Annotated in this window: 11 protein-coding genes; 7 read left to right on the forward strand and 4 right to left on the reverse strand. The window is 60.5% G+C overall.

Going from position 1 to position 13090, the window contains the following annotated elements; genetic code table 11:
- Positions 1-6: 6 nt before the first annotated feature.
- The 4 genes from FP026_RS12260 to FP026_RS12275 all read left to right on the forward strand — a co-directional run bounded on the left by FP026_RS12260 (position 7) and on the right by FP026_RS12275 (position 5727).
- Positions 7-1578, forward strand: a complete 1572-nt coding sequence (locus FP026_RS12260; RefSeq protein ID WP_149634875.1) for an amino acid permease — start codon at positions 7-9, stop codon at positions 1576-1578.
- 125 nt (positions 1579-1703) lie between these two features.
- The gene (locus FP026_RS12265; protein WP_149634876.1) at positions 1704-3074 is read left to right on the forward strand and encodes a glutamine synthetase family protein; all 1371 of its coding nucleotides are present in this window, start codon (positions 1704-1706) and stop codon (positions 3072-3074) included.
- A gap of 122 nt (positions 3075-3196) precedes the next feature.
- The gene (locus tag FP026_RS12270; RefSeq protein WP_149634877.1) at positions 3197-4582 is read left to right on the forward strand and encodes an aldehyde dehydrogenase family protein; all 1386 of its coding nucleotides are present in this window, start codon (positions 3197-3199) and stop codon (positions 4580-4582) included.
- The gene (locus FP026_RS12275) at positions 4579-5727 is read left to right on the forward strand and encodes an iron-containing alcohol dehydrogenase (RefSeq protein WP_149634878.1); all 1149 of its coding nucleotides are present in this window, start codon (positions 4579-4581) and stop codon (positions 5725-5727) included. The genes FP026_RS12270 and FP026_RS12275 overlap by 4 nt, the downstream gene beginning before the upstream one ends.
- A gap of 123 nt (positions 5728-5850) precedes the next feature.
- Here the strand turns inward: FP026_RS12275 and FP026_RS12280 are convergent, their stop codons facing one another.
- A complete protein-coding gene (locus FP026_RS12280) occupies positions 5851-7260 on the reverse strand; it encodes a L,D-transpeptidase (protein ID WP_432444118.1) in 1410 nt (469 codons plus the stop codon).
- 252 nt (positions 7261-7512) lie between these two features.
- Between FP026_RS12280 and FP026_RS12285 the strand changes: the two genes are divergently transcribed.
- From FP026_RS12285 to FP026_RS12295, 3 genes are all read left to right on the forward strand, one after another.
- Complete coding sequence (locus FP026_RS12285) at positions 7513-8352, forward strand: DUF4432 family protein (protein WP_149634880.1); 840 nt, start codon at positions 7513-7515, stop codon at positions 8350-8352.
- Positions 8353-8424: 72 nt separating this feature from the next.
- Positions 8425-8763, forward strand: a complete 339-nt coding sequence (locus tag FP026_RS12290) for a TIGR01244 family sulfur transferase (protein ID WP_149634881.1) — start codon at positions 8425-8427, stop codon at positions 8761-8763.
- An 87-nt stretch (positions 8764-8850) separates the two neighbouring features.
- Positions 8851-9195: a RidA family protein gene (locus FP026_RS12295; RefSeq protein ID WP_120664431.1), complete on the forward strand. Its 345-nt coding sequence runs from the start codon at positions 8851-8853 to the stop codon at positions 9193-9195.
- Between the two features lie 40 nt (positions 9196-9235).
- Here FP026_RS12295 and FP026_RS12300 read toward each other — a convergent pair whose 3' ends face one another.
- From FP026_RS12300 to FP026_RS12310, 3 genes are read right to left on the reverse strand one after another with little or no spacing between them, the layout of a single operon-like run.
- A complete protein-coding gene (locus FP026_RS12300) occupies positions 9236-10894 on the reverse strand; it encodes a thiamine pyrophosphate-binding protein (RefSeq protein WP_149634882.1) in 1659 nt (552 codons plus the stop codon).
- Positions 10891-12093, reverse strand: coding sequence for a CaiB/BaiF CoA transferase family protein (locus tag FP026_RS12305; RefSeq protein ID WP_149634883.1), 1203 nt, complete (start codon positions 12091-12093; stop codon positions 10891-10893). The genes FP026_RS12300 and FP026_RS12305 overlap by 4 nt, the downstream gene beginning before the upstream one ends.
- An 18-nt stretch (positions 12094-12111) precedes the next feature.
- A complete protein-coding gene (locus FP026_RS12310; RefSeq protein WP_149634884.1) occupies positions 12112-13071 on the reverse strand; it encodes a DMT family transporter in 960 nt (319 codons plus the stop codon).
- Between the last annotated feature and the right edge of the window lie 19 nt (positions 13072-13090).

Below are 13090 nucleotides of genomic sequence, written 5' to 3' on the forward strand. Positions count from 1 at the left end.
AATGGCATGTCTGATTACACAGAGTTAGACAAGAAGCAGGATGTTCATATCCTGCACTCCATGGGCTACGCCCAGGAGCTGGAACGGCGCATGAGTTCATTCTCGAATTTCGCCATTTCCTTCTCCATCATCTGCATCCTGTCAGGCGGCATCAACTCGCTCGCGCAGGCCACATCGGGCGCAGGCGGTGCTGCAATCGGTATCGGTTGGCCGCTCGGCTGCCTGATCTCCGGCGTCTTCGCGCTCTCCATGGCGCAGATTTCCTCTGCCTATCCCACGGCCGGCGGGCTTTATCACTGGGGCTCGATCCTCGGCAACCGGTTCACCGGCTGGCTGACGGCATGGCTCAATCTTCTCGGCCTGATCACCGTGCTCGGCGCGATCAATGTCGGCACCTGGGGCTTCTTCAGCGGTTCCATCGCCGGCTGGTTCGGCATTGCCGTTGACACCAGTACCCCGGCCGGGTTTGCCAACCAGATCATTTTCGTCGCCATCATCACAGGCCTGCAGGCGCTGATCAATCACTTCGGCATCAAGCTTACGGCAAAGCTGACAGATATGTCCGGCTACCTGATCTTCGCCGCCGCGATCGCGCTGACCATCGTCTGCCTCATCGGCGTGAAGGACTGGGATATCAGCCGCATCTGGACCTTCACCAATTATTCCGGCACGCCGGAAGGCGATTCCTCGGTTTGGCCGAAGACGGACAATGTGTGGTACATCTTCGCGCTCGGTCTGTTGCTGCCGATCTACACGATTACCGGTTATGACGCATCGGCGCATACGTCCGAAGAGACAGTCAAGGCATCTAGCTCGGTGCCCCGCGGTATGGTTTCCTCGGTCTGGTGGTCGTCGCTATTCGGCTACATCATGCTGCTTGCCTTCCTGCTGGCTATCCCGGACATGAATGAGGCGTCGAAACAGGGCTGGAATGTCTTCTTCTGGACGATCAACAGCATCACTAATCCTGTCGTCGCCAATATACTCTACGTCGCGATCTTCATTTCGCAGCTTCTATGCGGCCTTGCGACCGTGACATCGGCGTCGCGCATGATCTATGCTTTCTCGCGCGACGGCGGTCTCCCGTTCTCGAAATCGCTCGCGAGCGTCAGCCCCACGTTTCGCACGCCTTCCATCGCCATCTGGACGGCCGCGATCCTTGCTGTCCTATTCGTCTGGGGCGCTTCGCTGGTTACGATTGCCGGCTCGTCGGCCTACACCATCGTCGTGTCGTGCACGGTCATCTTCCTTTTCCTCTCCTTCACCGTGCCGATCGTCCTCGGCATCAAGGCGATCGGAACTGCGAAATGGCCGAAGATGGGTCCGTGGAACATGGGGATCGGCGTCTATAAGTTCGTTTCGGTTCTGGTGATCATCGCCATGGCGATCATCTTCGTCATCGGCGTGCAACCGCCGAACGAGTGGGCGCTTTATATCACCATCGGCTTCCTGGTTCTGACTGCAATCATTTGGTTCGCGTTTGAAAGGCGCCGTTTCCAGGGGCCGCCGATCGGTGACGTGATCGCCAAGCGTCAGGCTGACATCGCCGCCGCCGAGCGGGCCGTCGGCGAGGTGTGATCCTCATTCATCTCAATCCCACAGGGGCCGCAGGCGCGGCCCCTCCAACTCGACGAGTGGTTTCGGGTTAGTGCCCGACAGGGCCGCTGGCCAATCACTCTTCTATCTTTCAGGCGGACCAAATCATGAGCACTAGCTATACGTTCGACGACCTCAAACAGGATGTGGCCGAAGGGCGCATCGATACGGTTCTGGCATGTCAGGTCGACATGCAGGGCCGGTTGATGGGCAAGCGCTTCCAGGCGGAATTCTTTATCGAAAGCGCCTGGAAGGAAACGCATAGCTGCAACTATCTGCAGGCGACCGATATAGAGATGGAAACGGTTTCCGGCTACAAGTCGACAAGCTGGGAGAAGGGCTACGGCGACTATACGATGAAGCCCGATCTCGCGACGCTGCGCCGCATTCCCTGGCTGGAGGGTACAGCGCTCGTCCTCTGCGATGTGCTCGACCACCATACCCATGAGGAGGTGCCGCATTCTCCGCGCGCCATCCTGAAGAAGCAGGTGAAGCGATTGGAAGCCATGGGCCTCAAGGCCTACATGGCTTCGGAGCTCGAATTCTTCCTGTTCGACCAGAGTTATGACAGCGCGCGCGAAGCCGGCTATCGCAACATGAAGCTCGCCAGCGGCTATAACGAGGATTACCACATCTTCCAGACCACCAAGGAAGAAGAGGTAATGCGGGCGATCCGCACCGGCCTGCAAGGGGCGGGCATACCGGTGGAGAATTCGAAGGGCGAGGCTTCGGCGGGGCAGGAGGAAATCAACGTCCGCTACGCCGATGCGCTAACCATGGCCGACCGCCACGCCGTCATCAAGAATGGCTGCAAGGAAATCGCCTGGTCGAAGGGCAAGGCGATCACCTTCCTGGCGAAATGGAACTATAGCGCTGCCGGCAGCTCCTCGCATATCCATCAGTCGCTGTGGAGTGTCGACGGCAAGAGCCCAATGTTCTTCGAAGAGGGCGGCAAATACGGCATGTCGCCGATGATGAAGCACTATGTCGCGGGGCTTCTGACCCATGCCAGCGAGATCACCTATTTCCTGGCGCCCTATATCAACTCCTACAAGCGCTTCATGGCCGGCACCTTTGCGCCGACCAAGGCGATCTGGAGCAAGGACAATCGCACGGCCGGTTACCGCCTCTGCGGCGAAGATACCAAGTCGATCCGCATCGAGTGCCGCGTCGGCGGCTCGGACCTCAATCCCTATCTGGCTTTCGCGGCCCTGATTGCGGCCGGAATCGACGGGATCGAAAACAAGCTCGAGCTCGAAGCACCGTTCGTCGGCGATGCCTATGGCGCGCGTGAAGTCCGCGAGATACCGCGCACCTTGCGCGATGCCGCCACGGCCCTGACCACTTCGAAGATGCTGCGCGCGGCTTTCGGCGACGATGTCATCGATCATTATACCCGCGCTGCCGAATGGGAGCAGGAGGAGTACGATCGTCGCGTCACCGATTGGGAAGTGGCGCGCGGATTCGAAAGAGCGTAAGGCTTTTGCGATCTGCCCCGTGCCCGATTTCCATTCTATGATCGGGCGGGGCGCCTGGATGTTTTTGCCGGCGGCGGGACATTCGGCAATCCATTGATAATGAAGAAAGCAGGAATTCGATCATGACCATGATCACATGCGTCTCCCCCGTGAACGGAGAGGTTTATGCCGAACGTTCGGCGTTGTCGCTGGATGCTGCCAAGGACGTCGTGGCACGCGCCCGTAAAGCGCAGAGGGATTGGGCTCGCCGCCCGCTGGAAGATCGTGTCCAGCTCGTGCTGAAGGGCGTCGCCCGGCTCAATGATATGGCCGACGTGGTCGTGCCGGAGCTTGCCTGGCAGATGGGCCGCCCGATCAAGTATGGCGGCGAGTATCGCGGCTTCAACGAACGCTCGAACTATGTCGCGTCGATCGCCGCCGATGCGCTGGCACCCTTGGTTGTCGAGGATAGCGCGAATTTTGCGCGCCGCATCGAGCGTGAGCCGCATGGCGTCGTCTTCGTCATCGCGCCGTGGAACTATCCCTATATGACCGCGATCAACACGGTCGCGCCGGCGCTGATGGCCGGCAATACCGTTATTCTCAAGCATGCAAGTCAGACCCTGCTCGTCGGCGAGCGGCTGGTGCAGGCTTTCGTCGAGGCCGGCGTTCCCGCCGACGTCTTCCAGAATGTCTTCCTCGATCATGAAACGACCTCGGCGCTGATTGCGGCCGGCAGTTTCAACTTCGTCAATTTCACCGGCTCCGTCGAAGGCGGCCGGTCGATCGAGCGTGCCGCTGCCGGCACCTTCACCAGCCTTGGGCTGGAGCTTGGCGGCAAGGATCCGGGCTATGTGATGGAGGACGCCGATCTCGATGCTGCCGTCGACACGCTGATGGATGGGGCGACCTATAATTCCGGCCAGTGCTGCTGCGGCATCGAGCGCATCTATGTGCATGAATCGCTCTACGACGCCTTCGTCGAAAAGTCCGTCGCCTGGGTTTCGAACTACAAGCTCGGCAACCCACTTGATCCTGAGACGTCGCTCGGGCCGATGGCGCACAAGCGCTTCGCCAAGGTGGTGCGCGAACAGATTGCCGATGCCGTCGCCAAGGGTGCCAAGGCGCTGGTCGACCCGAAGCTGTTCCCGGCCGACGACGGCGGCGCCTATCTGGCTCCGCGAATCCTCGTCAATGTCGATCATTCCATGGCCTTCATGCGCGAAGAAACCTTCGGTCCGGCCGTCGGCATCATGAAGGTGAAGAGCGATGCGGAAGCGCTGGAATTGATGAACGACAGCCCTTACGGCCTGACGGCATCGCTCTGGACCAAGGATGTCGAGCGTGCCTCGCGCATTGGCCGCGAGATTGAAACCGGCACCGTCTTCATGAACCGCGCCGATTATCTCGATCCGGCTCTGTGCTGGACCGGCGTCAAGGAAACCGGCCGGGGCGGCTCGCTCTCGATCATCGGCTTCCACAATCTGACGCGTCCGAAATCCTATCACCTGAAGAAAGTAACAGCATGAGCACTATCTCAGCCAATTGGAGCTATCCGAACGCCTTCAAGCTCGGCCGCGGCCGCATTAAGGAGCTCGCGGACGCCTGCAAGAGCCTGGGCATGAAGAAGCCACTGCTGGTCACCGATCGGGGACTTGCCTCGATGGCGATCACCAAGACGGCCCTGGATATTCTGGAAGATGCAGGCCTCGGACGGGCTCTGTTTGCCGATGTCGACCCGAACCCGAATGAGAAGAACCTCGAAGCCGGCGTCAAGGCTTTCAAGGATGGTGGTCACGATGGTGTCGTCGCCTTCGGCGGCGGCTCCGGCCTTGATCTCGGCAAGTGCGTCGCCTTCATGGCCGGCCAGAGTCGGCCGGTCTGGGATTTCGAAGATATCGGCGACTGGTGGACCCGCGCCAGCGTCGAAGGCATTGCGCCGATCGTCGCGGTGCCGACGACCGCCGGTACCGGCTCGGAAGTCGGCCGTGCCAGCGTCATCACCAATTCCGCAACGCATGTGAAGAAGATCATTTTCCATCCGAAGTTCCTGCCCGGCGTCGTCATCGCCGATCCCGAGCTAACCGTCGGCATGCCGAAGGTCATCACCGCCGGCACCGGCATGGATGCGTTTGCTCATTGCCTGGAAGCCTATTCCTCGCCGTTCTACCATCCGATGTCGGCCGGCATCGCGTTGGAAGGCATGCGGCTGGTCAAGGAATTCCTGCCGCGTGCCTATCGCGAGGGGACGGATCTTGAAGCGCGCGCCAATATGATGAGTGCCGCCGCCATGGGCGCCGTCGCTTTCCAAAAAGGTCTCGGCGCCATCCACGCACTGTCGCATCCGATCGGCGCCGTCTACAACACGCATCACGGCATGACCAATGCCGTCGTCATGCCGGCCGTCCTGCGCTTCAACCGCAAGGTCATCGAGGACAAGATCGCGCGCGCCGCAGCCTATCTCGGAATTTCGGGCGGTTTCGACGGCTTCTATGACTATGTGCTGCAGTTGCGCGCGGAACTCGGCGTGCCGGAAAGTCTGTCTGCCATGGGCATCGCGCCTGACCGGATCGACGAACTCTCCGCCATGGCAATCGAAGATCCGAGCGCCGGCGGTAATCCAGTGGCAATGACCTTAGAAAATACCAAGGCGCTGTTCAGGGATTGTTTCTAATACGCTGCCCGCCTTCTCTTCGCGATGGATGCAAGCAGGAGCGCGTCGGGCACTTTAAGACAAACAAAAAAAAGCCGCCGAGTGTCACCCGGCGGCTTTTTTCATTGAAGCCCGGTCTGGTAATCAATCCACGAACTCGACGACGACGCCAGGCTTGACCATCTTGGCGAGTTCGGTCGCATCCCAGTTGGTGAGGCGCACGCAACCATGGCTCTGCGTCTTGCCGATCCGCGAAGGATCTGGCGTGCCGTGAATACCGTAGGTTGGCTTCGACAGGGCCATCCAGACCGTACCAACCGGGCCGTTCGGGCCAGGTGGGATGTTGAGGATCTTGTCGTTTCCAGCTTGTTGGAAGTTGATCTTCGGATTGTAGGTATAGCCCGGATTGAAGGCGACGCGCTCGACCGTGACCGTGCCGGAGGGCGAGGGCGTGTCGGCGGAACCGATGCTGGCCGGATAGGCTGCGATCAAGGTGCCGTTGGCGTCGTAGGCGAAAACCTGCTTGCGGCCTTTGTCCGCCAGGATCTTGGCGACCGCTCCCGTCTTGCTGGGACCCGTATTGACAACCTTGATGGTGCTGCCCGGCACGGTGAAATCGACACCGGGATTGAGCGCCTTCAGGTAGCCTTCATCCATATGAAAGCGCTCCGCCAGCATCTCGGTCGTCGACGTGTAGCCGAGGGAAGGCATCTGGGACTTCGCGGCATAATCTTCCGGGATCGACGCAACATAGGGGCCGGCGGCGTCGGCAGCCGTAATCGTGTAGTTGATGATCGGCATGCCACCGGACATGCGCAGCTGCTCGAGGATTGCGTCGGTATTGTTCGGATCGAGAGTCTGGCCGGTCATCTGCTGATAGGCATAGATCGCCTTGGTGACGTTGGCGCCCATGCGGCCGTCGATGGCGCCGGGTGAAATCCCCTGCCGCGAGAGGAAGACCTCAAGCGCGGTGATCTCCATCTTCGACTTGCCCTTGAGCGTGATGACGGGCTCGGCCGGCGGCTTGTTGACGATATCCGGTGCGCCCTGCTGTGGATCTATCGAAGCATAATCGCTGCCGCTTTGGTTCGTCTGGCCCTGGTTCTTGCCCGGCAGGGGCTGATTGTCGAGCGGCTGACGCTGAATATCGCCATCGCGCGGAATTCCGCCGGTCACTACGCCGCGATCCTGTTGGTCGCCGCTGTCGTAGCTGTCGGTGCGATACTGGCGATAATCCTGGTACCCGCCGTTGCTGGAGAGTTGGGTGTCGCCATAGCGGCCGCCGTTGTCGTACCCATTATCATTATAGGTCTCGCGAGCAGGCGCGCGAGGATAATAGGTGCTTGCCTTCATCTCCGTGGCGACGACGTTGCCGTAGGCGTCGATCAGAACCCGTCGGCCGCGCCCGTCGCGCGCCATGGAATAGCCGCCGCCGTAAGGGTATTGATCGAGGATCCGGCCGTCGGGAGTGACGAGAACCGTGTTGCTGTTTCCGCTGCGATAGTATTGTGCCTGCGCATTGGTGAGCGCAAGCATGGACACAGTGGCAGTCATTGCCAGGGCAAAACTCAATTTTACAAAGCGGTTCACGTCTGTCGAATCCTCGGGGTAGTCGTTCGGCTGACACACACATGGCAATTTTGACGCCAGTATGGAAATTTAGATTATCATGCTGAATAAAATATAAAAATTTCTGTGATCAAGGCTTCAAGTTAACATTCGGTAAGCCAAATCACCGTTTATTTCAGCGGCGCTCCATCGCGGGACAATGCTCGTCGGCAGCGCAAGTCATGGAGGATGCTGGAGATGATGGATTTTTCGGCGGCCAAGGGGCCGAAACTGACGCTGGACGAGGGCTCTGTCCTGGATATCGGCGCCTGCATCGTCGAGGGCAACAATCTTGCCCCCGGAGGCGCCGTTCCCGATGATGGCGATCCGCGCATCAGTCATTCCGTGCAAGGCTTCCTCTTCACCTGCGGGCCGGATCATATCCGCCATCCCGAGCCGATGACGGGAGCCTTCGAAGGAGGGCGCTATCCGCTTCATGGATCCTTTTCCTCTCATCCGGCCAAAATTCTCTGGACCAAATTCGAGAACGGCAATGCGGAATGCCGCGCCGATATCGATGTCATAACCGCTGAACGCCGCACCGCAAGGCTGGAACGCCTTTGGCAGATCGACGGCGCAACCGGCGAGGTCTCGCTTGCCGACCGCATCGTCAATACGAGTACGGAGGCGATGCCAGTCTTCCTGATGTACCACATGAACATCGGCGGCAAATGGTTCGATAGCGGCACGCGCCTCACCGGGCAGATGCTGGAGAATGGCGGCTTTCCATGGACCTTTGGCGAAGAGGGCGGCGATATCTTCTGCGTGCCGGCGCAGGACAAGGGGGAGGACTGGGCCGAAATCAGCCTAGGCCCCATCGCGGCCATCGGCGGCAAGTCTTTGAGGGTGCGCTTTGGTACCGACACGCTGCCGTTCCTGCAGGTCTGGCGCAACCAGCGCGCGCCTGCGCATGTGCTCGGTATCGAGCCGGTTTCTCATCGGTGGGTCTCGCGCGCGGAGCTTGAGGAGGTGGACGAATTCAATATTCTCCAGCCAGGCGAAGCCCGCAATTTCATGCTCAACTTTGCCTTCGTTTGAGAGTGCCTCGCGGTTGACGCTCGCCTTGTCGCGGCGTAGATCAAGGCCACGGTTTTAGAGAGGACATAAACCATGGATATCCGCCCGATCGACGATGAATACTCGGTGTCCGGCCAGATCACCGTAGAGGATCTCGACCAGATCAAGGCTCTGGGGTTCAAGTCCATCGTCTGCCATCGTCCCGATGGTGAGAGCCCGGATCAGACGTCGTTTGGCGTCATCGAAGCCCGCGCCAAGGAACTCGGCCTGGAAATCACCCAGGTGCCCGTCGGCCCCATGGGCGTCACCGAGGAAGCCGTGCAGGGCATGGTCGATGCGCTCGACGAGTTTCCGCGCCCGATGCTCGGCTATTGCCGCTCCGGCGCACGCTCGACCGCGATCTATCAGAAGACGCATCACATTCGCGGCTGAACGGGTCTTTACCCGGCCTTTTGATTACAGGGCAGACCGCAGGCCGTGCCCTGTTTACCTGTCGAAGAACAACATCAGGAGAAGACCATGAGCATCAAGCGTATCGACGTTGGCGCCCGTATGAGCGGCGCCGTCATCCACGGCAACACCGTCTATCTCGCCGGCCAGGTTGGCGAAGGCGAAAGCGTCACGGATCAGTGCAAGTCGGCACTGGCCGAAGTCGACCGCCTGCTGGGTGCCGCCGGCACTAACAAGTCGAAGATCCTGCAGACGCTCATCTACCTCTCGGACATCTCCTACTTCGCCGAAATGAACGCCGCCTGGGAAGCCTGGGTCGATCCGGCCCACACGCCGGCCCGTGCGACCAGCGAAGCCAAGCTCGCAGCGCCGAAGTACAAGGTCGAATTCATCGTGACCGCAGCTCTCGATTAAGTCGGTTCCACATATTGTTGAAAGGCCGGTGGGCTCGCGCTCATCGGCCTTTTGTCTGGGCGATTTCCGTCAGGGTGCGGGAGGGCGTGATCGCTTCCGGATCGAGTGCGATCTCGATGATTGCCGGTTTGCCGCTCGCACGCGCCCGCTCGAACGCCGGGCCGAATTCTTCCGTCACCTTCACTGTTTCGCCATGACCGCCATAGGCGCGGGCAAGGGCCGCGAAATCCGGATTGTCGAGCGCCGTGGCGCTGACGCGGCCGGGATATTCCCGCTCCTGGTGCATGCGGATCGTGCCGTACATGCCGTTGTTGATGACCAAAGCGATCAGCGGCAGGCCGTATTGGACGGCGGTCGCGAATTCCTGGCCATGCATCATGAAACAGCCGTCACCCGCAAAGCAGACCACCTCACGCTCGGGAAACAGCTGCTTTGCCGCCACCGCCGCCGGCAGGCCATAGCCCATCGAGCCCGATGTCGGAGCCGCTTGCGTGTTGAAGCGACGGAAGCGATGGAAGCGGTGCAGCCAAGTGGCATAATTGCCGGCGCCATTGGTGAAGATCGCATCATCAGCCGTGTTGGTTTCGATCCAATCCATGATGCGGCCCATGTGAACCGCGCCGGGGCTGTTTTCAGGTGTCTTCGACCAGGCAAGATAGGCGGTGTGCATGCGCTCGGTCCGCTCTGCCCAGCGCGTCTCGGTTGGCGTGTCGAGGTCCGCCAGTGCCGCCACGAAATCCGCCGGACTTGCACAGATTGCCAGGTCCGGGCGATAGACGCGGCCGAGTTCTGAGGGATCGGGATGGATGTGGACGAGTTGTTGGCGCGGGTAGGGGATATCGACCAGCGTATAGCCGGAGGACGGCATTTCGGAGAGACGTCCACCAAGCAGGATCAGCAGATCCGCTTCCTTGATTTCCTTTGCCAGCGCCGGGTTGATGCCGATGCCGACATCGCCGGCGTAGCTTGGATGCAGATGGTCAAACAGCATCTGCCGGCGGAAGGAGCAGCCGACCGACAGCTTGAAACGTTCGGCAAATTGCCTGATGCCGGCAACCGCTTCTTCGTTCCAGCGTGTGCCGCCGAGAATGACCATTGGTTGCTGTGCGGCGGCGAGGCGCTGGCCAAGGTCCGCAAGCTGGCTGCGGCCCGGATGAGCGGCAACCGGGGCATAGGGCAGCGCTTCCGGCGCCTCGACCTCATCGCGCAGCATATCCTCAGGCAGGGTCAGCACGACCGGACCGGGGCGCCCCGATGTCGCGACCGCGAAGGCGCGGGTGACGAATTCCGGAATACGGGCGGCATCGTCGATCTCGCCGACCCATTTGGCAAATTCGGTAAAGGCGCGACGGAATTCTACCTCCTGAAAGGCTTCGCGTTCGCGGGCATCGCGCTGGACCTGGCCGATAAACAGGATCATCGGGATCGAATCCTGCCGCGCGATATGAAGGCCGGCGGATGCATTGGTGGCGCCGGGGCCGCGGGTGACCATGCAGATGCCCGGTTCGCCGGTCAAACGCCCCCAGGTGTCCGCCATCATCGCAGCACCACCTTCCTGGCGGCAGACGAGCACCTCGATATCGCTATCATGCAGCGCGTCGAGCACGGCAAGAAAGCTCTCGCCCGGCACGCAGGACATGCGCCGCACGCCATTTGCGTTCAAAGCCTCGACGATGAGTTGCCCGCCCGTTCGCTTCATGTCTTCGCCTTTCCCTCCAGTTCGGCCAATTCGGCCAGAACTTCCTCCTGATGTTCGCCGAGACGCGGGCTCGGCCGCGTATAGACCAACGGCGTTTCCGACAGCACGATCGGCGTACGCACGCTCGGAATGACGGTGCCTGCGCCGTCCTCGAGATCGATTCTTAGGCCGCGCGCCACAATCTGCGGATCGGCGAACATGTCCTCGATCGTATTGATGGCGCCGGCCGGCACGGCATTGTCCTCGCAGGCTTTCAGCAAGTCCGCCTTGTTCCACTTCAGCGTTTCCGCCGAGACGAAGGCGCGCACCTCGTTGCGATTGGCGACGCGGGCCTTGTTGGTCGCATAGCGTTCGTCGTCGGCATTGGTCTCCATGCCGAGAATGGCGCAGAGGCGCCGGAACTGCCCGTCATTGCCGACGGCAAGGATAAGATAGCCGTCGGCGGTGGGCACGACCTCATAGGGCGAGATATTCGGATGGGCATTGCCGAGGCGCACGGGCGGTTTGCCCGAGATCAGATAGTTCATGTTCTGATTGGCAAGTACGGCCGATTGCACATCGAGCAGTGCCATGTCGATGAGCTGTCCTTCGCCGGTCTTCAGCGCATGGATCAGGGCCGCCTCGATCGCGGAAACCGCGTAGATGCCGGTGAAAATATCGGCGATCGCGACGCCCGCCTTCATCGGCTGGCCATCCGGTTCGCCTGTTATCGACATGAAGCCGGACATACCCTGAACGATATAGTCATAGCCTGCGAGGTTGGCATAGGGGCCGGTCTGCCCGAAGCCGGTGATCGAGCAATAGACGATGCGGGGATTGATCGTTGTCAGGCTTTCATAATCCAGCCCGTACTTCACCAAACCGCCGAGCTTGAAATTCTCGATCACCACGTCGGCTGTCTTCACCAGCCGGCGTACCAGCTCTTGTCCCTCCTCGGTCTTGAGGTCGGCGGTGATGGAGCGCTTGCCGCGATTGGCGGAATGATAATAGGCGGCGGAGAGATTTTCCCCATCCTTGCCCTCGACGAAAGGCGGCCCCCATTGGCGCGTGTCGTCGCCGCCGTCGGGGTTTTCCACCTTGATGACATCGGCGCCGAGATCGGCCAGCATTTGTCCGGCCCATGGGCCTGCGAGCACGCGGGCAAGCTCGATGACACGAATACCGAAAAGCGGAGGTTTCCTGGTCTTTTGCTCTGTCATGTCGGTCCGCTCTCCCGCTCAGGGCGTGAATGCTGTTTCAGATGTATCGGATACAGGCTTGGAAGCAAAGCGCCGCTCGCGCCAGAGAATATACAGGCCGGAGCCGATGATGATGAGGATACCGAGCCACTTGATCGCATCCGGAAAGTTGTCGAAGACGAGCCAGCCGAAGATCGTGGCGGAGACGATCTCGAAATACTGCAGCGGTGCGAGCGTGGAGGCCGGCACGGCGCGATAGGCATGCACCGTGAAGATGCCGGAAGCCGCCGCGGTGGCCCCAACGCCGAGCAGGTAGAGCGTGGCAACCAGATCCGGCATGACCGGATCGAGGATTGCGGATTCCGTCACCCGGCCTATGGCGAGCAGGATCAGGCTGAAGCCGATGCCCCAAAGGCCGGTCTGGAACTGCATTGACCAGGCATCCTCGCTATGAGAGACGACGCGCGTGATCATGACGTAGACGGCAATGCAGAGCGCGGTGACGACGGGCAGCAGGGCGATGAAGCCGACTTCCTGAAAGCTCGGCTGGATGATCAGCATCGCGCCGAAAAAGCCGACGGCACAGGCGGTGTAGCGCCGCCAGCCAATGGTTTCCTTGAGGAAGATGCTGCTCAAAATGGTCAGCATCATCGGCTCGACGAAAAAGATGGCAATGGCATCGGCCACTTCCATCACCTGCAGCGTGGATACGAACGACACCATGGACAGCGTCAGCACCGCGGCACGAATGGCATGGACGCCGCTGCGCTGCCATGTCCACACGCCCCATTGCCCGCGCATCACCATCATCGGCAGCGCAAAGAGCGACTGAAGGATGAAGCGGGCGGCGGTGACTTCCGCAGGCGGGATCGTGGTTGCGGCGAGCTTGGAGAAGATGTCGATGATCGGCGCGAGGACGACGGAGAGAAACATCATCGACAAGCCGAAGGTCAGCTCGGATTGCGGCAATCGGATCGAGGAGCCGCTGGAGGTGTTCATTGCAGAATTCCCATGAGAA

The sequence above is a fragment of the Martinezella tropici genome (assembly GCF_008370325.1).
Taxonomy (GTDB): Bacteria; Pseudomonadota; Alphaproteobacteria; order Rhizobiales; family Rhizobiaceae; genus Rhizobium; species Rhizobium tropici_B.

Excerpts from the sequence above, each read along its gene's own strand:
- FP026_RS12260 (WP_149634875.1), top strand. The coding sequence starts at position 7 with ATGTCTGATTACACAGAGTTAGACAAGAAGCAGGATGTTCATATCCTG.
- FP026_RS12265 (WP_149634876.1), top strand. The coding sequence starts at position 1,704 with ATGAGCACTAGCTATACGTTCGACGACCTCAAACAGGATGTGGCCGAA.
- FP026_RS12270 (WP_149634877.1), top strand. The coding sequence starts at position 3,197 with ATGACCATGATCACATGCGTCTCCCCCGTGAACGGAGAGGTTTATGCC.
- FP026_RS12275 (WP_149634878.1), top strand. The coding sequence starts at position 4,579 with ATGAGCACTATCTCAGCCAATTGGAGCTATCCGAACGCCTTCAAGCTC.
- FP026_RS12280 (WP_432444118.1), bottom strand. The coding sequence starts at position 7,260 with ATGACTGCCACTGTGTCCATGCTTGCGCTCACCAATGCGCAGGCACAA.
- FP026_RS12285 (WP_149634880.1), top strand. The coding sequence starts at position 7,513 with ATGATGGATTTTTCGGCGGCCAAGGGGCCGAAACTGACGCTGGACGAG.
- FP026_RS12290 (WP_149634881.1), top strand. The coding sequence starts at position 8,425 with ATGGATATCCGCCCGATCGACGATGAATACTCGGTGTCCGGCCAGATC.
- FP026_RS12295 (WP_120664431.1), top strand. The coding sequence starts at position 8,851 with ATGAGCATCAAGCGTATCGACGTTGGCGCCCGTATGAGCGGCGCCGTC.
- FP026_RS12300 (WP_149634882.1), bottom strand. The coding sequence starts at position 10,894 with ATGAAGCGAACGGGCGGGCAACTCATCGTCGAGGCTTTGAACGCAAAT.
- FP026_RS12305 (WP_149634883.1), bottom strand. The coding sequence starts at position 12,093 with ATGACAGAGCAAAAGACCAGGAAACCTCCGCTTTTCGGTATTCGTGTC.
- FP026_RS12310 (WP_149634884.1), bottom strand. The coding sequence starts at position 13,071 with ATGAACACCTCCAGCGGCTCCTCGATCCGATTGCCGCAATCCGAGCTG.